Annotated in this window: 19 protein-coding genes; 4 read left to right on the top strand and 15 right to left on the bottom strand. The window is 67.4% G+C overall.

Features of this window, described 5'->3' with window-relative positions:
* Window positions 1-134 precede the first annotated feature (134 nt).
* The gene (locus tag AB0J42_RS20700; RefSeq protein WP_364296674.1) at window positions 135-1,355 is read left to right on the top strand and encodes a CoA transferase; all 1,221 of its coding nucleotides are present in this window, start codon (window positions 135-137) and stop codon (window positions 1,353-1,355) included.
* Window positions 1,356-1,504: 149 nt separating this feature from the next.
* Here the strand turns inward: AB0J42_RS20700 and AB0J42_RS20705 are convergent, their stop codons facing one another.
* The 11 genes from AB0J42_RS20705 to AB0J42_RS20755 form a co-directional block, all read right to left on the bottom strand.
* A complete protein-coding gene (locus AB0J42_RS20705; protein WP_364296676.1) occupies window positions 1,505-2,188 on the bottom strand; it encodes a TetR family transcriptional regulator in 684 nt (227 codons plus the stop codon).
* Window positions 2,157-2,582: an OB-fold domain-containing protein gene (locus AB0J42_RS20710; protein WP_364296678.1), complete on the bottom strand. Its 426-nt coding sequence runs from the start codon at window positions 2,580-2,582 to the stop codon at window positions 2,157-2,159. Before AB0J42_RS20710 ends, AB0J42_RS20705 begins: the two co-directional genes overlap by 32 nt.
* 104 nt (window positions 2,583-2,686) lie before the next feature.
* Window positions 2,687-3,751 carry an acetyl-CoA acetyltransferase gene (locus tag AB0J42_RS20715; protein ID WP_364296680.1) on the bottom strand — a complete coding sequence of 355 codons (1,065 nt, stop codon included), beginning with the start codon at window positions 3,749-3,751 and terminating at the stop codon, window positions 2,687-2,689.
* A gap of 364 nt (window positions 3,752-4,115) precedes the next feature.
* Window positions 4,116-5,000, bottom strand: a complete 885-nt coding sequence (locus AB0J42_RS20720; RefSeq protein WP_364296737.1) for a VOC family protein — start codon at window positions 4,998-5,000, stop codon at window positions 4,116-4,118.
* Window positions 4,997-6,415 (bottom strand): aldehyde dehydrogenase family protein, encoded by a 1,419-nt coding sequence (locus AB0J42_RS20725; protein WP_364296681.1) that lies wholly within the window; start codon window positions 6,413-6,415, stop codon window positions 4,997-4,999. The genes AB0J42_RS20720 and AB0J42_RS20725 overlap by 4 nt, the downstream gene beginning before the upstream one ends.
* Before the next feature lie 41 nt (window positions 6,416-6,456).
* Window positions 6,457-7,539 carry an acyl-CoA dehydrogenase family protein gene (locus AB0J42_RS20730; protein ID WP_364296683.1) on the bottom strand — a complete coding sequence of 361 codons (1,083 nt, stop codon included), beginning with the start codon at window positions 7,537-7,539 and terminating at the stop codon, window positions 6,457-6,459.
* Window positions 7,536-8,687 carry an acyl-CoA dehydrogenase family protein gene (locus AB0J42_RS20735; RefSeq protein WP_364296685.1) on the bottom strand — a complete coding sequence of 384 codons (1,152 nt, stop codon included), beginning with the start codon at window positions 8,685-8,687 and terminating at the stop codon, window positions 7,536-7,538. Before AB0J42_RS20735 ends, AB0J42_RS20730 begins: the two co-directional genes overlap by 4 nt.
* 216 nt (window positions 8,688-8,903) lie before the next feature.
* The gene (locus AB0J42_RS20740; protein ID WP_364296687.1) at window positions 8,904-10,370 is read right to left on the bottom strand and encodes a TRAP transporter large permease subunit; all 1,467 of its coding nucleotides are present in this window, start codon (window positions 10,368-10,370) and stop codon (window positions 8,904-8,906) included.
* 2 nt (window positions 10,371-10,372) lie between these two features.
* Window positions 10,373-10,933 carry a TRAP transporter small permease gene (locus AB0J42_RS20745; protein WP_364296689.1) on the bottom strand — a complete coding sequence of 187 codons (561 nt, stop codon included), beginning with the start codon at window positions 10,931-10,933 and terminating at the stop codon, window positions 10,373-10,375.
* Window positions 10,934-10,971: 38 nt separating this feature from the next.
* Entirely contained in the window at window positions 10,972-12,282 is a 1,311-nt protein-coding gene (locus AB0J42_RS20750; RefSeq protein ID WP_364296691.1) for a hypothetical protein, read from the bottom strand.
* Window positions 12,283-12,695: 413 nt separating this feature from the next.
* On the bottom strand, window positions 12,696-14,507 hold the full coding sequence (locus AB0J42_RS20755; RefSeq protein WP_364296693.1) for a CoA-binding protein: 1,812 nt from the start codon (window positions 14,505-14,507) through the stop codon (window positions 12,696-12,698).
* Window positions 14,508-14,949: 442 nt separating this feature from the next.
* Here AB0J42_RS20755 and AB0J42_RS20760 point away from each other — a divergent pair, with 442 nt between their 5' ends.
* Together AB0J42_RS20760 and AB0J42_RS20765 are read left to right on the top strand one after the other, a co-directional pair.
* Entirely contained in the window at window positions 14,950-15,474 is a 525-nt protein-coding gene (locus tag AB0J42_RS20760) for a MaoC family dehydratase N-terminal domain-containing protein (protein ID WP_364296695.1), read from the top strand.
* A gap of 15 nt (window positions 15,475-15,489) precedes the next feature.
* Entirely contained in the window at window positions 15,490-15,912 is a 423-nt protein-coding gene (locus AB0J42_RS20765; RefSeq protein ID WP_364296697.1) for a hypothetical protein, read from the top strand.
* A 317-nt stretch (window positions 15,913-16,229) separates the two neighbouring features.
* On the opposite strand, the gene AB0J42_RS20770 is transcribed toward AB0J42_RS20765, so the two are convergent.
* From AB0J42_RS20770 to AB0J42_RS20785, 4 genes are all read right to left on the bottom strand, one after another.
* Window positions 16,230-16,649: a metalloregulator ArsR/SmtB family transcription factor gene (locus AB0J42_RS20770; protein ID WP_364296699.1), complete on the bottom strand. Its 420-nt coding sequence runs from the start codon at window positions 16,647-16,649 to the stop codon at window positions 16,230-16,232.
* Between the two features lie 136 nt (window positions 16,650-16,785).
* Window positions 16,786-17,577, bottom strand: coding sequence for an enoyl-CoA hydratase/isomerase family protein (locus AB0J42_RS20775; protein ID WP_364296701.1), 792 nt, complete (start codon window positions 17,575-17,577; stop codon window positions 16,786-16,788).
* 135 nt (window positions 17,578-17,712) lie between these two features.
* A complete protein-coding gene (locus AB0J42_RS20780; RefSeq protein ID WP_364296703.1) occupies window positions 17,713-18,045 on the bottom strand; it encodes a hypothetical protein in 333 nt (110 codons plus the stop codon).
* 41 nt (window positions 18,046-18,086) lie between these two features.
* Window positions 18,087-19,583 carry a carboxyl transferase domain-containing protein gene (locus AB0J42_RS20785; protein ID WP_364296705.1) on the bottom strand — a complete coding sequence of 499 codons (1,497 nt, stop codon included), beginning with the start codon at window positions 19,581-19,583 and terminating at the stop codon, window positions 18,087-18,089.
* Window positions 19,584-19,745: 162 nt separating this feature from the next.
* Here AB0J42_RS20785 and AB0J42_RS20790 point away from each other — a divergent pair, with 162 nt between their 5' ends.
* Window positions 19,746-20,432 carry an alpha/beta fold hydrolase gene (locus AB0J42_RS20790; RefSeq protein ID WP_364296707.1) on the top strand — a complete coding sequence of 229 codons (687 nt, stop codon included), beginning with the start codon at window positions 19,746-19,748 and terminating at the stop codon, window positions 20,430-20,432.
* The last annotated feature ends 8 nt before the right edge of the window (window positions 20,433-20,440 follow it).

A 20,440-nucleotide genomic window follows, 5' to 3' on the forward strand; every position in this document is an offset into this window, starting at 1 on the left:
CCATACAGTAGTCACTACGGTAGAACGCTACAACGGGCGTGCCGAGCTTTCCGGTCTCCTAGCCTGATCAGGAACGACCGCGCTGCTCCCGCCCCGAGCGCGGCCTTGTGCCGCACGGCCCAGAGGTGGTTTACATGACCGACGTGCTTTCAGGTGTCCGCGTGATCGAGCTGGCGTCCTGGACCTTCGTCCCGGCCGCGGGAGTGGCATTGGCGGACTGGGGTGCCGATGTGATCAAGATCGAGCACCCGCAGGGAGGTGACCCGGGCCGTGCCCTGGTGGTCGGAGGGCTCGCACCCGGCAAGGGCAAGACCGCGCTGGATTACATGCTGGAGCTGGGCAACCGGGGCAAGCGCAGCGTCGGGCTCGACCTGCGCCACGAAGTCGGCCGGGAACTGCTGCTCAAGCTGGTTGAGAATGCCGACGTGTTCCTCACCAACTGGCTGTCCGACGCGCGTCGCAAGCTACGCATCGACGTGGAGGATCTGCGCGCCGTCAATCCTAAGCTGATCTACGCCCGAGGCTCTGGACTGGGTCCCCGCGGCCCGGAGGCCACGAACGGCGGTTTTGACGCCGCGTCGTATCTTGCCAGGGGGTCGGTGGCCTACGCTCTGGCCACTGACCCCACGGAACGGCCCATGGCACAACGCCCCGCATACGGCGACCTGCCCTCTGGTCTGACGTTGGCCGGGGGGATCGTCGCCGCGCTGTACCGCAGGGAGCGCACTGGTGAGCCATCCGTCGTGGACGTGTCCCTGTTGTCCCAGGCCATGTGGACGATGGCCCCCGACATCATGGCCGCCGACTTCTTCGACGTGGACCGCATTCCCACGGGCGTCGGCAAGATGGCGCTCAACCCGATCACCAACTCCTACCGGACCAGGGACAATCGCTGGCTCCAGCTCGTCATGCTCCAGCCTGACCGCTACTGGCGCCCTCTTTGCGAGGCGATCGGTCGCCCCGACCTTGCCGAAGACCCGCGGTTCCCCGACGGTGCCTCGCTGGTGAAGAACGCCGCCGAGGCGGTCGAGGAACTGGACCGGACTTTCGCCGAACATGACCTCGACCACTGGCGTCGCGCGCTTGCCAAGCAGGAGGGCGTCTGGGCGGTGGTCCAGTCGCCGCAGGAGGTGCTGCGTGACCCTCAGGCCGTCGCCAACGAGTACCTCGTCGAGGCCACGGATGCGGCGGGTGTGCCGTACCGCTTCGTTGCCAACCCGATCCAGATCGACGAGAGCGCTCCCCGCCCGGCCCAGGCGCCCGAGCACGGCCAGCACACCGAGGAGGTGCTGTTGGAGGCCGGGATGACCTGGGACGACATCATCGCCGCCAAGGAGCGCGGCGCCGTCATGTGATCCGGCGCGGACCTCCTCGTCGTCCGCTGGCGATCTCCTCGCTGGCTGTATGGCGATCATGGCGGGAGCAGGCCAGGGCCTCGGGCATACGGCAGGGCGCGGCGACCGGCCGACGAACTGCCCACCGGGCCCTGGCCCCGGCCGCGTTCCTAATCCGATTCACCGCCGCGGGCCAGTGCCCGGAGCGACGCGAAGCTGTCCTTGATCAGCTCAGCCAGGTCGCGCCGAGATGCCAGCCAAAGGCGGAAGGTGCGTCCTATCGTTGCCGTGGCGACAGCTGCCGCTAGATGACAGCTCTCGTCGGGGCGAGCCAGTCCCCGGCGTGCCGCCAGTGCGACAGCGAGCGCCGCATTGTGGGTGGCGTTGGCCCGGGCATGCTGACCCAGCAAGGCGGTAGAGCTTTCCACCGCCTTGTAATAGAGCCGGATGCGCTGTTTCAACGGCACAATGCGCGGGGCGATGTCGATCAGGACTGCCGCCAAAGCCGCGAGATCTCCGATTTCTTGCGGCTGAGCCGGCAACGCACGAACGACTGCCTGATTGAAATGGTCGCCGCCGAAGAAGAGGACGCGGTCCTTCGTCTCGAAGTAGCGGAAGAAGGTGCGCGGGGAGACCCCGGCCCATTCGGCGATCTCCTCCGTCGTCGTCGAGTCGTAGCCCTTCGTCGCGAACAACGTCAACGCGGCGTCGATGAGTGCTTGCCGGGTCCGAGCCTTGTGATCTTCACGTGTGGTGGGTCGGACCCCAGAGCTTGGGTCGGTTGGGGACATCCGATGGGCGCTCATTCGGATCGGGAGCCGGTCACTGGTCAGGTCGGAGCGTCGTGAGAGCATGACGAGCAGCTGCTGGGCGGAAAACAGGCACCTTGAAGTCACCGCCGGGCAGGTCGACGAACTCTGCTTCTACGCGCATGCCGCAGGTGACGTCAGGCGGGTCGACTCCCACGATGCGGGTCGGCAGCCGAAGACCGGGCTGCTCGTCCAGCTCAACCAGAGCCACAACGTATGGGGTCTGGTCGACGTAGCCGGCGACGAGGGGTTGGCGCTGGACGATGAAGGAGTAGACCACGCCACTTCCCGTGACGTATTCAAATGCCGTAGTACCGCCGCATTCCCGGCAGCGTTCGAGCGGCGGATGCATCCACTTGCCACAAGACTGGCAACGGCAGACGGCCAGCCTCCCGTCGGCCGTCGCCTCCCAGAAGGCCCTCGTGTCGGGATCGGGCACTGGTTGCGGTGGGTATCGAAGCGCACCCGGGAGCGTCCGTCGGGTCGCTTCACCTGAAGTAGGCCTATCCGCGCTTCGCTGCGCGATGTCCGGCTCCCTGTTGATCACAGCGTCGCCTCCGTCCCATAGATCAACGCGCCTCCGAAAGGTCCAGCTCCAGAGGTGACCAATGCGGTCTGGGCATCGCTCACCTGCCGCTGCTCGGCGTCACCACGAAGCTGCAGCACGGCCTCGTAGTGATGATTGAGCCCATGGATATAGCCCTCGGACAGAAGCCCGCCATGCGGATTGACGACGACATCCCCGCCGTACGTGGCTCGCCCCTCGCGGAAGTAGTCCCCGACCTCGCCCTTCTGGCAGAAACCGAAATCCTCAAAGGTCGCCATGAGTGTGAAGGTGAAGCAGTCATACATCAGTGCGATATCGATGTCGGAGAACTTGAGGCCGCTTCGCGCCCAGAGCTTGGGGGCGGCGTCACGTGAGTACATGCACGTCATGTCATCCCATTGGTCGACCGAGCCGCCGAAACGGTTACTGTCGGCTGCGCCGAGAATGTACACGGGTTTGTGGGGCAGGTGCTTGGCACGCTCTGCTGTAGTCAGCACGATCGCGACAGCCCCGTCGACTTCATAGCAGCAGTCGAAGACCCGGAACGGCTCGCTGACCCAACGGCTCGCCAGGTAGTCATCGATCGTGATCGGCGTGCGTGCTACGGCATGGGAGTTGCGCGATGCGTGGGTTCGACTCTGTACTGCGATGGCGCCAAGATCCTCTGCGCTCGACCCGTATTCGTACTGGTGCCTGCGACAGAACATCGCAAACCATTGCGGTGGAACGAGGTACCCATGCGGGCCCGCGAATTGACCCTCTCCCGCGACTTCGATCCGGCCGGCCGCCTTTCCATAGCGAGTGTCCGAACCGATGACCCGATAGACGACAACCACTTCCGCCTGGCCTGATGCGATCGCCGCTGCTGCTCCGGTCACGGTGGTCGTCACCACGTTGCCTCCGCCGGAAACGCTGAGGCACCACCCCAGGTCCTCCACCCCAATTGCGTAGGCAACCTGACTCGGACGGAGCTGGTCGGTACCGAACGCAGTGATGCCATCGACGTCGGCGGCGGTCAGACCGCAATCTGCCAGCGCGTTCCGGGCCGCCTCGGCTGCCATTGCCAAGGTCGTCCGGCCGGACGACCTGACGTACTGGGTTCGTCCGATTCCGACGACTGCGGCTCCTTGCAACGAACGGAGCATCTGCCCTCCCATCTCTGCGGATGCAACGCAACAGACGAGCCTCGCTGGTGCGGTATCCGTCCCGATCGCTATGGTGACACATGGCTGTCATCTACGCAGCATTCGGGGAGGTCGATTTTTCCTAGACCTCGCAAATGTCGGCGAAACTCGACAGTCTTGAGTTCGAATTGGCAGTCGACTGCCACAGATTTGATATCGGCACGACGTCCCTGCTAACACAGGCGGGCGTAGCGACCGGGGCTATGGCAGCGGCCACACGCCGCCCCCAGCACATCCGGGCTCAGGAGCGAGGCCCCGTGAGCACGAACACCGCACCGTGGTTCGCCTCCGGAGACAGCCACAGGGCGGACTCGGTGTCACAGGCACCCGCCCGAAGCGCCTCAGGAAGCGCCGCACCGGCCGCCGCGAGGTCGCCGACGGGCAACTCGACCGCCCAGACACCGGGCGGTTGGGCGTCGAGGCGACGGCTGACGGCACCGTAGGCGTTGGGGACAGGTCCGACGTACTCCACGTGATGGTCGGGAAACGCGATCACGCTCCCGATCCCACCGATCTCGGAACGGTCGACTACCTCTACCGGAGCACCGAGCAGCGCGGCAAGCCTGCGCGCCGACGAAACCGGGTCGGGCACAGCGACCAGGATCCGCGGGAGCCCGGCGAACGGGATGGTCCCCGCGAGCCCACGCGCGGTGTCCCAGTCGTCGGCTCCCCGCGGGTCGTCGTCGAAGAAGTGATGGGTCACCTCCAGGCAGAGACCGTCGAGGTCCTTGGGGTGAGTGAAGAGGTAATCGTCGGTCTTCTCGGTGATCCGTACGCCCGCCCTCTCCAGGACCGCGGCGGCTTCGGCGAGATCGGGCACGGTCCACTCCAGGGAGTGCCAGCCGGCCGGGTAGCGTGCCAACCACTGCCCGATCGGTCCCTCCGGGTCGCGCGGCGCGAAAACCTCCACGCACAGCGGCCCCAGAGACACCAACGCGTTGGCGGAACCGGCCTCGGGGGTTGCCCACTCGCGGAACGCGCGCCCTCCGAGTCCTTCAGTGAGGGCTCGCATCGTTTCGGCGTAGTCCGGGGTGAAATGGTTGACGTGACCATGTCTGAGGACCTCGAGGTGTTTGATGGAACGCTCCTTCCTCGGGAAGCGACAGGCAACAACAGGACAGGTCAGAACTGCAGCGACTTGACCTGCTGGAACTCCTCAATGCCGAGCGGGCCGAGCTCACGGCCGTAGCCCGAGCTCCGGTAGCCACCGAAAGGGGCGCCCAGGTTGAACCGGCCGCCGTTGATGTCGACCTGTCCGGTGCGCAGGCGCCGGGCCACGGCAACCGCACGCGCCTCGACCCCCGACCACACAGCGCCGGAGAGTCCGTACTGCGTGGCGTTGGCGACCGCGACCGCGTCGTCCTCGTCGCGGTAAGTCAGCACCACGAGTACCGGGCCGAAGACCTCCTCTTGAGCGATCTCTGCGTCGCGCTCGACGCCTCCGAGCACGGCAGGAGAAACGAAGTGGCCGGGGAAGCCAGTCTCAGGCGATTCGGCGGAGCCGGCGATCAGACGCGCTCCGTCGTCCAGCGCCCGCGCGATGTAGTCGCGTACCCGGTCCCGCTGGGTCGCGGAGACCAGCGGGCCGAGTCGCGTCGAGGGATCGCGCGGGTCGCCCACGGTCCACTTCGGAGTCTCCCGGACCAGCACTTCGACAGCCTCGTCGTACTGGTCCTCATGCACCACGAGCCGAGTCAGCGCGCGGCATGTCTGGCCGCTGTTGAGCATCACGTCTGCGAGAGTCGCCTTGACAGCGCGGGCGAGATCAGCGTCGGGCAGCACCACCGCGGCGGACTTGCCCCCCAGTTCCAGGGTTGTCCGGGTGCCCTGTGCCCCGGCGCCGGCCGCCACGGCGCGACCAGCGGTGACGGAACCGGTGAACGACACCAGGTCGACGCCCGGGTGAGCGGCCAGGGCGGCGCCTGCCACCGGGCCGGTCCCGGACACCAGGTTGAGAACTCCGGCCGGGATACCAGCCCACTCCGCGATAGCGGTCAGCTCATAGGCCGCAAGAGGGGCCACCTCGCTCGGTTTGAGCACCACGGTGCAGCCCGCGCCCAAGGCCGGAGCGATCTTGGCCATCACCTGGTACAACGGATAGTTCCACGGGGTGATGGCCCCCACCACACCGTAGGGCTCACGAATCACCCGCGAGTTGCCGATGCGCAGTTCCTCCTGCGGCTTCGACAGCCGGTCGGCGATGTCGGCGAGGACCATACGGGCCAGCCCGACATGCGCCTTGCGGGCGATCACGGCGGGTGCGCCGAGGTCGGCGACGACGATCTTGGCGAGCGTGCTGGCGCGCTCATCCATCAGCTCGCCCATGCGGCGCAGCCGCTCGACACGCTCCGCCCGCGGAGTCTGTGACCACGACTCGAAGGCATCGCGAGCAGCGGTGACCGCCTCGTCGACCTCCTTGTCCGACGAGTCCGGGACGGTCGCCAGCCGCTCCAGAGTCGTAGGGTTCTCCACCTCGATCGCCCTCTCGGCCGAGGGTTCGCGCCACTCCCCGGCGATGAAGTTGCCGAAGTCGTCGCTCATCGCATTTCCTCCGATTGTTGCGGTTCGTGACCGACGGGGTGCTAGGCCGGCCGACCGGAGCCCCGTAGCGCCTCGACGGCCGCCCAGAGGTCGCCTCGTACCTCTGTTCGCTCGTTGACCTCCTGCTGTAGCAGGGCAAGGGAGCGTTCGACCAGGTCGGTCTCGTCGGTCCACGCCCAGAGCCGACGGGTGTACAGGCCCAGCGGGTACTCCCGGCTTGTCCCCATGGCGCCTTGCAGTTGATGGGACAGGCGGGCCACTACCCCCGCTGCCTCCGCGGCCCGGTGGCCGGCAGCGAAGGCCTGTCCCGCGTGTCCGGTACGCGCCGCCAGGTCGAGCGCCGCCAGGGCGGCGCTGACCTGCTCGGCGATCTCGGCGAGACCTTGCTGCACGACCGGATGGACGGCGAGAGGACGGTCGAACTGCCGCCGCTCCGCGACATAGGTGACCGTGAGATCTCGGACCTCGCGGAGCGCACCCACGAGACGCGCGGCGGTCAGGAGAACGGCCGTGGCCTGGACCTTCCGGTACCGTGACAGCGCCCAGTGCGCGTCGAGCACTGTCACACGACGTTCCCTCAGGTCCAGTCGCGCCCGGGGCTCGCCGGCCAGGTTCTCGGAGACGACGACGTCCTTTTCGTCGATGTCCAGGCGGGCCAGGGACCAAGCCTGCGCACTGCCGCCGTCCAGGCCGAGCACGACTGGGAGCAGCAGCGAACTGGTCCCGCCGTACCACCAGACGCCGTCGATGCGGGCGGTCACCCGTCCGTCGACGAGTGGTGCGGGGCGCTGCGGCAAGAGGGGCAGGAGCCCACGCTCGCGCGGGTGGTCCAGGTCACCGAGCAGTTCATGAGTCAGGACGGTGGTTGCCAGTGCGGGCAAGCTCACCGGGACGGCCGCCAGAGTCATCTCGACGGTGACCACATCGTGGAGGGTGCCACCAGGTCCACCGAAGCGCTCCGGAAGTCCCACTCGATCGAACTCCATCGCGATCCATCGCTGCCAGATGTCGTTGTCCGGCGCGAGCACCGCACCCCGCTCGGCGGCGGATACGGATTCCCTGACGCTGTCCGCCAGGACTCTCAAGTCAGGGTCGTCGGGCCAGAAGAAGTCGCGGCCGCTCACCTCACCAGCTCCTTCGCGATGATGGCGCGCAGAATCTCGCTGGCTCCGCCACGGATGGTGAAGCCAGGTGCTTGCACACGCGCCTCGCGGAGCAGGCGCGTCAGCCGTGGGGACGGGGTGTCCACCGCTCGCGCGAGGCGGTGCGCCAGGTCGACTGTCTCCACCTCGAGGCGGGTGCCAAGGTCCTTGACAACTGAGGCTGCGACCGGGTCCGGGGCACTGCCGTCGGACATCGAGCGGGCCACTTGCTCCGACATGTGTCGCAACGTGCTGATATGGGACAGCAGGTCGGCCACCGCACGGTCAAGATCGTGACGACCGTTCGTCTTCGCTACCACGGCGCGCAGCAGGGGCATGGTCGAGAGGTACCGCTCCGGGCCGCTGCGCTCGAAGGCGAGCTCCCCGACGACCTGCCTCCAGCCGGCACCCACCGTACCCAGGACGTCATTCTTCCCGACCAGGGTGTCTTCGAAGACGACCTCGTTGAAGTGGTGCTGCCCGTCGATGGACTGGATAGGGGAAACCGTAACGGTGGGATCGGGCAACCGGACCACTAGTTGCGTGAGACCCGCGTGCTTGCGTCCCTCGTCCGACGTCCGGGCCAGCACGACGATGGCGTCGCAACGGTGTGCGTTGCTCGACCAGATCTTCGTGCCGTGGAGGCGGAAGCCACCCTCAACCGGCTCGGCGCGAGTCCGGACGGCCGCGAGGTCGGAGCCCGCGTCCGGCTCCGACAGGCCGATGGCGAAGCACACCTCACCGCGCGCGATGCGCGGCAGCCATTCCTTCTGCATGTCCTCGCTGCCGTAGCGCATCATGGCCGGGCCGACTTGCCGCTCCGCGAACCAGTGCGCCGCTAGCGGAGCACCGGCCGCGAGCAGCTCTTCGATCACCACGAACCGATGCAGGGCTGTGAGGCCAGCACCACCGAACCGCTCTGGGAGCGTCATGCCGACCATCCCCTGCGCGGCCAGACGCCGGCTGAATTCACGGTCGAATCCGATCAGCCATGAATCGCACTGGGGCTCGAAATGGCCGGCGGCCAGTTCCTCGTCGATGAAACGACGAGTGCGTAGTCGTAGCTGCTCGAAAGCTTCGGGGGTGATGACGCGCTCGTGCTCGGTCGCGTTCCCGCGCGGCGGGCTCACGTGCTCGCACCCGAGTTCTTCAGCTTGATCCGCTCGCCCCAGTCGTAGCCATGGTCCAGAGGCACTCCGTTTGCAGCGACGCCAGTTTCGGACGGTTCAATAGGCGGATGCTCGTTCACCGTTTCCACCTCATGGAGGTCCACTTTCCGTAGCCGCCAGGGACCGGAGAGTCAGGGTCCCGGCATTCGCCTGGCGGCCGACTTCCGGGGTGGGCGGTCACATGCTGTTGGGGATCCAAGTGACCAGCTCTGGGAAGAGCGTCAGCACCATGATCAGCAGGATGGGCACGGGCAGCAGCCACATCACGCCGACGAAGACGTCCTTCAGCGAGATCTCCTGGCCACCATGCACTTCCGGTTCCTGCGCGATGCCGTGCACGACGTAGACCAGGACGCCCGTGGGCGGCAGGACCATGCCGAGTTCGACGCAGAGCACGATGAAGACGGCGAAGAAGAGCGGGTCGATGCCGAGATGCGGCAACAGCGGCATGAGAATCGGCACGGTGAGAAGCATGGCGACCATGCTCTCGCCGAAGATGCCGGCGATGATGAAGACCACGAACATCACCGTGAGGAAGGTCACGCGCGAGAGGTCCGCGTCGATGACCCAGGTCGCGATCCCGTCTGCCACCCCGCTGTCACCGACGAGAAGCGTCAGGATCATGGCACCGATCAACATGAAGAAGATCGACGCCGTGGCGACCGCGGCCTCCACCATCGAGGTCCAGATCTCTTTGAGGGAGTCGCGTCGCTTGAACCAGAAGGTCAGCAACAGCGCGGCGAAGGCGCCGGTCGCACCGGCCTCGGTCTCGGTCAGTAGCCCGGTGAAGATGCCACCCAGAATGATGGCGATGAGCACGGGCGCCGGCCAGCAGGCGAGCACGATCTTGGCCTTCTGGGCGAACGACAGACCTGCGTTCGGGTCCACCCGATCGCCGGTCTGGCCGCCGCCGACCAGACTGGGCTTCACCAGTCCGATGCCGATCAGCACCACAGCTGTGATCGCAACCAGGATGACGCCCGGGAGGGCCCCCGCCAACAGGGTGGGGCCTACCGGTAGCGAGGCGACACCGGCGAACACCACCAGCAGGACGCTCGGCGGGATCAGCTGACCGCTCAGACCGGCGAAGAGCACCGACCCGGTCGCGAGCCGGCGGTCGTAGCCGGCCTTGAGCATCTCCGGGATGCCGATGCGAGCCAGTGCATACGTCGTGCCCATCGTCGAGCCACTGACCGCGGCAAGTCCGCCACCTGCCACGTTTGTGCCCACCGCCAAGGAGGCTGGGACCCGCTTGAACAGCACGTTCATCGCGTCGTACAACTTGGCGGTGATGCCGGCGCGCCAGAGGATCATGCCCATGAAGATGAACATCGGCACCACGCTGAGCGACCAGGACGCGCTCTCCCTGTAGAGCATCTCGCCCAACATGAGCGGAGCGGCGACGCCCCAGCCGTAGAGCTTCGTCATGCCGATCACGGACGGCACGATGAGGGAAATGGCGACCGGCACTCTCATGAACAGGAGCACCAGCATCATCAGCGTCGCGCCGACACCGGTCATCTCGGTGGCTTCGAAGCCGATGGTCAGCCAGAGGGTCATCGCGAGGAGGCCGTAGAAGGCCAGCCGCCACACCCATGGCTTGCCGGTCCGAGCTTGCGGCGCCGTAGCAACCAGCTGCGTCATCGTCAGACCACCTCTCCAGCCGGGACGCTCTTCGGCTGCCCTTCCTGCGGATTCACAGGCAATACGCCCGGTGCCTCGCGGCCGGTCGTCACCAGCCGCGTGGCATCGATGACAATCTGTACGGCGTACAGCAGGAACGCGATCGGCACCAGGAAGGTCACGGGCCAGATCGTCACGCCCGTCACTCCGGCGCTCAGCCCGATCGCCATGTTCTGCAGCGCATGCTCCCAGCCGTACCAGCCGATCCCGAGCGCCAGGGCGGCGGACAGGACGAAGGCGATGATGCGAAACTCGAACTGGATCGCCCTTGGAGCCCGGTGGAACAGCAACTCCGCCTGCACGTGCTTGTTGGACTGCTGGGCAACCACCAGACCCGCGAGCACGATGATCGGCAGGTACCAGTTACCCACCCACTCGAGAGTCCCTTCGACCGGGGCATTGCGGAGCCTGCGGCTGGCCACGTTGAGGACCACATGGATCATCAACACGACCATCGCGGAGCCGCTGATCAGCTGGAGGGCCAGGCCGACCCACCGTTCGTACGCGCTCGCCACTGTCTTCATTGGCTACAGCCCTTCTCTGGTGCCGTTCGCGACCGGCTCTATGCCGGGCGGTGAGGCAGCAGGACTTCCTGGTAGAACTTGTCGGCGAAGGCACCGACGTCGATCGCTTCCGCTTCCGCCCTCGTGACGGTCCCCCAGGACAGGTCGGCCGGGTTTCCCAGGTCACCTTCGACGATGCCAATCCACTTTTCGACGAGGTCCTTGTACTGCTTGACCACGGCCGCACCGTCGGTGGCCAGCCCGGCATCCTCAATCTGCTTTGCGACGTTCGCGGCGTTCTTCTCGTTGAACGCCGCGATCTTCGACGTCACTTCGTCGTCGAAGTCGTAGGTGCGGCCCTTCGCGGCTCTGAGGGCTTCGACGCCGTCCATAAGGCTGGTGAACTGGCCACGGAGCTGGCCCTCGACCATGTCGGCCTGGCTGTCCCAGATCAGTTGCTGCGCCGCGAGCGGGAGTCGGTTCCATAGCTTCTGGCTGATCCCCCAGCCCTGGGGTGTGTCGATGAAGTCGCCTCCCGGCTTGGTGCCGGAGATCCAGCTGCTGAGGACGGCGTCGAACCCGCCTGAAGCGTACGAACTGAGCGAGTTGATGGCACAGTCGACGACGCCACGCTGAAGGCCGGTGAACAGCTCAGGAAAGGTCAGGGAGACCGGGGTGGCGCCGAGTTCGGTAGCCAGAGCCGCCTGCGTCTTGTCAACGACTCGAATCTGCTTGCCCTTCAGGTCGGCGAGCGAGGAGACCGCGCCGTCACCGGCACACATCAATCGGGTGTCACCGGCAGGGTAGATCGGGTACAGCGGGTGGATTCCCGCCGCTTCCGCTTCCTTGGTGACCGGCTCCCACGTCAGGCCGAACTCGGCCTCCCCGCCGAACGTCGCCAGACGACCGGTGAGCGGCGCCGGGCTCACGTACATCGACATCGCCGTGACCAGGTTCGCCACCGGCCACTTGTCGGGCTGGTAGGACTGGATATACAAGCCCATGTCGATCCGGCCCTGTCCTAGAGCGTCAGCCATCTTGTCGAGGGGCACCTTCGCGCCGGCGAAGTCGAAGTCAAAGTTGATCTTTCCGCCGGACATCTCGGTGACCTTCTTGCCCCAGTCGACGAACGCGTCGACGCCAGGAGTGCCCGGGCCGGTGGTCATGCCGCCAAATCGGATGGTGACGGGATCCATGTCCTTCAGCGCCTCGGCGTACGCGGCGGAGTCACTGCCGACCGGGACACCCGATCCGCGCTCTACGTTGCTTGCCGCGCCGCTGGCGCCGCAAGCTCCAAGGGTCGTCGCGGTCGCAACTGCCAGGGTCAGGATGCTGAGCCGCTGGAGTCGTCCGGCCTTACGGGGAATCATCTTCTGTTTCCTTCCAAGAGCGCCTCATGCGCCTATTCGTCTGGCTGTTTCACCGATTTCGCCCAGTTGTCGCCGCAACAGGCTTGCCGTCGATGAGTGTGTCCGACAGTGTGACCTAACCGAATAGGTTGTCGCAATGCTTACTGTAATCTCATCAAACTGATAGCGTTCATGGTGCGAATGGGCGTGGGAGTCCAGTTAGGGGCGGACATTATGAGGTCACTACGAGGGCAGCCGCCGGGTGCCGGCTCGGCCGTTCCGCCGGGCGACGGCTGCAGACTCTGCCCCCGATCCAGGGAGAGGGCATGAGAGGCCGGCCTGGACCAGGCCGTGTGGTTCCACCACCCATTCCGCTCCGACAAGTGGGTGTTGTGCGGCAGCGTGCGAAGGCCGGCCGGGTTCGCTTCCGCGGTTCAACGGTGGTCTTCGTGGAGCAGGCAGAAGGCGTCTGTGACCAGGAGACCCGACTTGGTGCATGCCAGTGTGTTGACGTCCAAGGAACGCATCCAGCCGCGTGCCGCCACGGCCAGGCGCCCGGCGGCCGTCAGGATGCCGGCCAGTTCCTCCCGCTCGCGATCGTCCCAGCCGTCGCCCGCCACCTCGTCGAACTCATAGATGAGCGAACGGGCATCCTGCAAACTGAGAGGTGCCATCCTGCCGCCGACGGGAGCCTTCTCCGCGACGCTCCCGCCCGTACCGAAGATGACCGTCGAGCCCAGCTCGCTGTTGGGCAACAGGCCGACGAAGCACTGCGCCAGAACCTCCAGGTATGGTTGCACCACGACCACTGGCGGCACGTAGTACTCCGTCGCGACGGCACGCAGCCCTGTCACCGCCGAAGCGAGTTCCTCCGCCGGGACGTCCTCGCGGGCTGCAATGCGCGCCTGGAGGTCCCGGGTGTCTGCCAGCCGGAGGGCGTAGGGGCCGGGGAAGAGCATCCGCACAGCCATGGGGTCGTCATCGTCCCGCAGGACGTGATACGGAGCGACCGGGATGCCCGCTCCCTTCAGGACTTCCATAGTGGCCTCGAACGGGAGCAACCGCCCACCGGGAAGAGGCATGGTCGATGCCTGGGGGCGTGGCAAGGCCGCTACCGGTGGCGGAGTCTCCCTTCTGAAAGTCTTCCGAGCACGCGGAAACGTCATGAAGCTGCGCGGGTCAGGACGGGACATGCGGCCGGGCTGGGGCAGCGTGCTGGGCGCCTCATCGGGGTAGGGGCAATTGCGTCGGCCGCTGAACATGCTGGGGCCGGGGGTCCCTGTATCGGCACTCGAGCCGACCCCTGCGACGGCTGCCGCGGGGATAGGGCGAAGTGGGGCTCGGCATGAACTCGTCGGGTCCGCTTTTACTAGGTAATCCAGCAGCTCTCTTAGGTCGGCCACCACGGTGATCCCAGACTGGCGGAGTGCGATGTCGAGCATCCAAAGGTTCTCCGCCGGGTCGGGCTCCGAAGAGCCGGGGGATCGGTCACCCCGCGCCAGTTTGAGCATCGCGACCGGCTTGCCGGCCTCGGCTGCCCGTTGGGCCGCCGCGAAGAACACCTCCGGCCTGCGAATCGTCTGGACGATTAGGGCGATGGCGCGGGTGTCAGGGTCCGCTGCCAGGAACTCGACGTAGTCAGCCAAGTCGGTGACTGTCTCGCTGCCTGCGCTGATCAGCAGGTTGTAGCCGTATCCCGCGCGGTCGCCGGCCCCAGCGAGACGATTGAGGAGCGCGTCGCTCTGGGACACGATCGAAATACCTCCGGGACGTGCCCAACAGGACATAGCGGCGGTCAGATTGATACGTTGCGGCACGTTGACGAAGCCGAGGCTCTTCGGACCGATTAGGGGTATGCCCTTCTTGCGCACTACTGCCTTCATGCGGCTCTGAAGGGCCCTAGCGGCCGTGCCTGTCCCGGATGCGTTGCCGCCGACGGCGACCAGTCCGCCGATGTCCAGCCGCGCGGCCCTCTCGATCAGCGCGGTCGTAGGCTCATCCGGCATGACCGACATGACCGCGTCGATCGGACGGCCGATCGAGGACAGGCTCGGGTGCGTGCGGCGCCCGAAAACGGCCTCGCGATCCGGATTGACGAAGAAGACCTCGGCGTCGCTGTGCAGCGTGGCGTGAGCGCGCTCACGCCAACTCGACGCATCGTTGATGCCGACGACGGCGATGGTCCGGGGCCTGAGCAGACGGGCCAGGGCTTCATGGTCAACCACTGTGCCGGTTTGAAGATCCACGGTCATCACCCTCCGGGGGCGAAACTTCCATGTTTCGCTAACATTGAATGTATGAGCAGATTAGGTAGATGTCCGGGCCAGGTCAATGGTCAAGCATCACGACTCGGCTGCGGTCCCTGGGGAGCGGGATAGGCGGAGGCCTGTGAGGATCGGCAGCACCCGACGGAGGGGTGTGTGAGCGAGGGTCGCCGCCCACATCCCTCCTTTGAGCGGCGCAAACGATGGGCGTCAGGCTGGCAGCCGTCAGGGATCGGCATCTGCGGCGGCATTGCCGACGTCCATGTCGGGAAGGTCGCGGCGGTCCTGAGATGGCCTGGAGGGAGCTTTCCGTCTGCGCTGAGCGCCGGAGTGGCATAGCGAGCTTGACTGTGCCAAGGTCGTTCAGTACTTATGTAATCATCGAAATGAAGGAAGTCATCATGAGGCGACCACGGAGGCGAATGTGCCAGGCACCGTAATCTCGGAGGCGATGCGGGCCGCCGTCGGTTCGGAACTCGGCCGGCGGGTGAGCTACCCGGTCTCCGAGTCCGACATCCGGCGCTGGGCGCTGGCCGTCTACTGGCCGGAACAGCCTCCCCGGCTGTTCTGGGACGCGGCACACGCGGCGGGCACCCGGCACGGCGGCATCGTCGCGCCCGAGGACTTCAACCCCTTCGCCTGGATGTGTGCCGAGGTCAGTATGCCCCGGGCCGCCACCGAGGTCGACGGCATCGACCCCGACCGGACCGAACTGCTGCTCGGCATCCCAGGGCCAGGGCTCAAGTTCCAGCTCAACGGCGGCCTGACCGTCGAGTACGGAGAGCGGATCAGGCCCGGTGACGTTATCACCAGCGTCAATCGCCTGGAGTCGTACTCCGAGCGGCAAGGACGCCTCGGGCTGATGCTCATGACCGTCACCGAGGACACCTGGACCAGGGCAGACGGGACGCTGATCAAGCGCACCCGCACCACCCTCATCCGCTACTGATCAGGAGCGACGACGATGACGAACCAGGCATCGGGACGGCCGGTCGAGGTCGGCCAGGAGATCCCCGCGTTCACCAGGGAGACCGGGTTCGCGGTCTGGAACCGGTACGCCGCGGTCAACGACGAGTTCGTGCCGATTCACATGGACGACGAGGCCGGCCGCGCCGCCGGGTACCCCTCGGCCTTCGGCATGGGCAACCTCCAATGGTCGTACCTGCACAACGCGCTGCGCGCGTGGCTGGGGGAGGAGGTGTCCATCGTGCGGCTGTCATGCCAGTTCCGCGGTGCGAACACCAAGGGGATGACGCTGACGGTCTCCGGCACGGTCAGTGCCGTCTACGAGGACGAGAGCCGCCGGTACGCCGACGTGGACCTCGCCATCCGTGACCAGGAGGGGAACACCCTCACGCCGGCCACGGCGACGGTGGCGCTTTCCTGAGGCGGCTCTCCGGACTCCGGCAGGACGGCTTCCGCGGTAGCTGGGGCGCGCGTCTGCGGCCGGTGTCCGGAGCGGTGGATACTCGCCGCCGGGGTGCCCCTCGGCCAGTTTCATGGACGGTTGGGGGGCACCGCCCAGTCACTATGAGACGCGCTCCCGCACGCCGGTTCCGCCGGGAACTCCAAGTCCGCAGTTCCCGGGGCCTGCTCAAACATAGAGGTAAAACTTCGGGGCGCCGCCGACGTCGCCCGAGCCGGGACTTCCAGCCATGCGACGGGTTCGAGACCCGCGCCAGGACCGCCGGCCCTTACTCGCGGTCACCAGGTCAGCAGGACCAGGTCCCGCTCTGCGGTCTCGGTGCGCTCCGCGGCGCGCTGACGCCTGCCGCCCCGCCGCTTCGTGACTTCCGGGGCGTGGTCGATCTTGCCGTCGCGCACCGGGCGCGGCGCGGGGGCGAGGGCCCACATCTCGTCGACGAGGTGGTGCAGCACCTCGCGGCGCAACGTGTAGTAGTAGTTGCGCCCTTCCTTGCGCGTGTCTATCAGGCCGGCCTGGGTGAGGATCTTCGTGTGGTACGAGATCGTCGGCTTGGACACCGGAAGCGTGTCCTCCAGCGTGCTGCAAGCCAGCTCGTCCACCGCGGCCATCTGCTGAACGATCTTCCAGCGAATGGGGTCTCCCAACGCCTTGAAGATCTCAGTTGGAGACTCCGGCGCCGTCTTCTGCGAAGTCGCCACAGCGCTCCTCCTTTCGCCCCCGGTTCGCCCACTGATCGTGGCTAGTTCTAAAAATACCTTAGTTTCCGTGCGCTTGCTCCCGCAGATTTGAACAAACTTCTAAAACTAGTTCACCGCTCCTGATGTGGGAACCACCTCAGTTGCCCGTGAAGATGGGCGGGCGCCGCTCCCGCTTGGCCTGGATGCCCTCGTGGACGTCGGACGTGTCCAAGGTGACCGGCTGGGCCAGCGCTTCCCATTGGATCGACGCGGCGAGCCCGGCCGCGGACTGCTCCAGCCCCGCCTTGGTGAGGCGAGTGGCGATCGGCGCCGCGGTGGCGATGTGCTGTGCCATGCGCAGCGAATGGTCGAGCACATCGTCGGCCACTCCGGAGACCAGGCCCCACTCCAGGGCCTCCTGGGCGTTCAGCTCGCGGCCGGTGTAGAGCAGCTCACGCGCCCGGGGCACCCCGACCGCCTCGGGAAGCAGGTAGGTGGCCGCCATGCCGCCGTGCGTGCCCAGGTAGATGAAGGGAGCGCTGAACCTGGCCGTGGTGCTCGCGTAGCGCAGGTCGCAGGCGAGCGCGGCGCACAGCCCGGCGCCGATGGCGGGGCCGTTGATCGCCGCGATGACGGGGAAGGGCAGTTCGCGGGGGGACAACCAGGTCCGGTAGAAGGGCAGCATCCGGTCGCGCATCCGGTCGGGCGTGGTGTCCTGAGCCGCGCCCTGGTCGAGCCAGGACAAGTCCGCCCCGGAGCAGAAGGAACTGCCTGCCCCGGTGACGACCAGCACCCGCACGGTGGTGTCGGCCCTCACCTCGGACATGATCTCGGTCCACGCGGCGGTGACCTCGGCGGTCATGGCGTTGCGGACCTGGGGCCGGTTCAGTGTGACCAGCCGGACTCCAGGCACCGGCTCGTCGAGCAGAACGGCGTCGTCCGAGCTCATGTCGATGTCCTCCCTGTTGGGCAACGAGGTGCGCGGCACCGTCGCGGACGATCACCCGCGCGACGACCGCCGTGGATGACCACCGAGGTGCTCACTCTAGCGGCGGGCCGGCGCGCGGGTGATCTCACGGAGATGTCAGCTGAGGTGAGCGGGCTCGTACAGCGCCATCACCGGCGGCTTGGAGGTGTCCATCGCCGGGGTGAGATCGAGCCGGCCGGATGCCGCGGCCTTGTTGATCTCCTTGAGGACCGCGGCAGGGTCGTCCGCCTCGATCTCGTAGATCGCCAGGTAGCGCTCGGAGACGGGGGGTCCGTCAGGCGAGGCCAGGTATCGGGCCGCCCGTACGATGCCGGGGATCCGTTCCAGGAGCTGGGGAATGTGGACCTCGTCGTACCATCGGCGGTACTCGTCCTCCTTGTCGGGCCCGGCGGCATTGGTGTGCACGAGAAGCAGCGCTTTGCGGCTCATATCTTTCCGTCCTTGGGTGAGGCGGGGATGTCGGGTAGGGGTCAGCCGGCTGTTCGCAGCCAGGGGTAGGTAGCCCGGTCGCTGCGTACGTCGCGGTCGCCGGGCGTGGCGGAATCGAACGCCGTCAGCACCGCGTCGCGGACGACGTCGACCGCCTCGGGACCGGCGTCGGGCAGCAGATCGTCCACGATGCCGAGGCGGCGCAGCTCGGGACCGGTGATGCGGAGCGCGTCGGCCATCGCCGGGGCGCGACCGGCGTCGCGCAGCAGCACGGTGGCCGCCGCCTCGGGGCCGATCACCGAGAACACCGCGCCCGCCAGCATGAACGCGCGGTCGGTGTAGGCGAGGGCGATCGCGCCGCCGCTTCCGCCCTCTCCGACGCAGAGCGAGACGGTGACGCCACGCGCCTGCGAGATGGCCTGAAGCGTACGGGCGATCTCGCCGGCGATGCCGTCGAACTCGGCTTGGGGGCCGGGTTCCGCGCCTGGAGTGTCCACCAGCGTGAGGATCGGCAGGCGAAGCTGGTCGGCCAGCGCGACCGCGCGCTGCGCCAGCCGGTAGCCGTCGGGCCCCGGCCGGGCGGCGCCGTCCGCCCAGGCGTGCCGGTCCATCGCGATGACGACGGCGCGTCTGCCGCCGATGGTGGCCAGCCCTGCCCTGATGACCGGGTCGAGGCCGTGCAGGTCCACCCACGACGAGCACAGCGCGGCGGCCCACTCCAGGCCGGACGGGCGGCGCCGCCCGCGCGCGGTGAGCAGGGTGTGCCACCCTCCGCCGCCTTCGGCAGCGGGTGTACCCAGTGCCGGGGCCGCGCTGAGCGGCGCGGTCACCGCGGGACGGCGTGGATCCAGCGCCAGCGGCTGGTCGCGTACCCCGAGCACCGCCTCCAGCCAGGGCACCTCGTCCTGCGCGCCGACGACTGCGTCCACCAGCCCGCCCGCGTACGCGGACTCCGCGGTGTGCGAGATGGGCGGGGGAAGCTGCCCGGTGACCTGCTGCACGACCCGCGGGCCGCCGAAGCCGAGCACCGCGCCGGCGGAGGCGGCGCGGATGTCGGCGAGTGAGCCCCAGGAGGCGTAGACGCCTCCGGTGGTGGGGGAGCGGAAGACCGCGGCGGTCAGCAGTCCGGCGTCGGCGTGCGCGCACCGGGCCGAGGTCGTGCGGCCCATCTGGATCAACGCGACCATGCCCTCCTGGAGCCGGGCGCCCCCCGTACTGGTCAGCGCCACCACCGGCACTCTCAGCTCAGTGGCCCGCCGGAACGCGCGGGCGATCTTCTCGCCCGCGGCTGCTCCCATCGTGCCGCCGAAGTTCTCGTACCGGCTCTCGATCAGCGCGACCGACTGCCCGCGGATCACGGCCAGCCCGGTGCGCACGGACTCGTCCGCCGTCCTGTTCAGCGCGTCGGCGTACGCGGGGAACTGCAGGGGGTCGCCACCGCGGATCTCTGAGTCCCACCACTCGGTCACGGTCAGCGGAGCGGGTGAGGTGCTCTCCGCGCCGGTTGCGCCGCTGTCATGTTCGACCATGCTGGCCATCAGCACCACCAGGGAGTAAGTTGTTAGATAGCCATAAATGTATCGAATAACTTAGTCGTTGTGGTCACCGGGCGTCAAAACCCGGCGACCAGGTGCGAAGGGGAGAGCTATGAGTGCTGTCACGTGGTCGACGCGTGCGATGCGCGCAAGGGGAGAGAAGCGATGACCGTGCTCTCTGCGCCCCCCGTCCTGCTGGTGCACGGGTTCACCTCGTCGTTCGAGCACGGCTGGCGTCGCACGGGCTGGGCCGACCTGCTCAAGGACCAGGGCAGACAGGTCGTCGGGGTGGACCTCCCCGGGCACGGCACGTCGGGCCGATCCTCCGATGCCGCCGCCTACCGGGATGTGGAGGGCACGGTCGCCTCCGCCATATCCGGGCACGGGGTCCTGGACGCCGCCGGGTTCTCCGCCGGAGCCGGTATCCTGCTCCGCCTCGCCGCACGGGGCGGGGCCGAGTTCCGGCGGCTGGTGCTGATGGGCGTCGGCGACGGCCTGCTCGGAGAGCAGGACGCGACCGCGCTGGCCGAGAGCCTGGAGAAGGAGACGCCCGACCTCTCCGACGTCACCGCGCGGCTGTTCCACCGGATGGCCAGGGACCAGGGCAACGAGCCCGCCGCGCTGGCCGCCTTTCTGCGTCGCCGGGTCGAACCGCTGACCGAGGGCGAGGTGCGCGGGGTGAGGTGCCCGGTCCTCTTCCTGATCGGCGACCGCGATCCGGCGGGCGTCCCGGAGAGGCTGGCCGCGCTGCTGCCCGACGCCCAGGTGCGGGTGCTGTCCGGCTCGGATCACTTCGCAACCCCCACCGACCCGCGCGCAGTGGAAGCGGCGCTCCGCTTCCTGTCGCGCTGACATCACGG

This window comes from Nonomuraea sp. NPDC049649, from assembly GCF_040675175.1.
Taxonomy (GTDB): Bacteria; Actinomycetota; Actinomycetes; order Streptosporangiales; family Streptosporangiaceae; genus Nonomuraea.

Excerpts from the sequence above, each read along its gene's own strand:
- AB0J42_RS20780 (WP_364296703.1), bottom strand. The coding sequence starts at position 18,045 with ATGAGCCGCAAAGCGCTGCTTCTCGTGCACACCAATGCCGCCGGGCCC.
- AB0J42_RS20750 (WP_364296691.1), bottom strand. The coding sequence starts at position 12,282 with ATGATTCCCCGTAAGGCCGGACGACTCCAGCGGCTCAGCATCCTGACC.
- AB0J42_RS20700 (WP_364296674.1), top strand. The coding sequence starts at position 135 with ATGACCGACGTGCTTTCAGGTGTCCGCGTGATCGAGCTGGCGTCCTGG.
- AB0J42_RS20765 (WP_364296697.1), top strand. The coding sequence starts at position 15,490 with ATGACGAACCAGGCATCGGGACGGCCGGTCGAGGTCGGCCAGGAGATC.
- AB0J42_RS20740 (WP_364296687.1), bottom strand. The coding sequence starts at position 10,370 with ATGACGCAGCTGGTTGCTACGGCGCCGCAAGCTCGGACCGGCAAGCCA.
- AB0J42_RS20705 (WP_364296676.1), bottom strand. The coding sequence starts at position 2,188 with ATGCTCTCACGACGCTCCGACCTGACCAGTGACCGGCTCCCGATCCGA.
- AB0J42_RS20715 (WP_364296680.1), bottom strand. The coding sequence starts at position 3,751 with ATGGCAGCCGAGGCGGCCCGGAACGCGCTGGCAGATTGCGGTCTGACC.
- AB0J42_RS20790 (WP_364296707.1), top strand. The coding sequence starts at position 19,746 with ATGACCGTGCTCTCTGCGCCCCCCGTCCTGCTGGTGCACGGGTTCACC.
- AB0J42_RS20725 (WP_364296681.1), bottom strand. The coding sequence starts at position 6,415 with ATGAGCGACGACTTCGGCAACTTCATCGCCGGGGAGTGGCGCGAACCC.
- AB0J42_RS20745 (WP_364296689.1), bottom strand. The coding sequence starts at position 10,933 with ATGAAGACAGTGGCGAGCGCGTACGAACGGTGGGTCGGCCTGGCCCTC.
- AB0J42_RS20785 (WP_364296705.1), bottom strand. The coding sequence starts at position 19,583 with ATGGCCAGCATGGTCGAACATGACAGCGGCGCAACCGGCGCGGAGAGC.
- AB0J42_RS20775 (WP_364296701.1), bottom strand. The coding sequence starts at position 17,577 with ATGAGCTCGGACGACGCCGTTCTGCTCGACGAGCCGGTGCCTGGAGTC.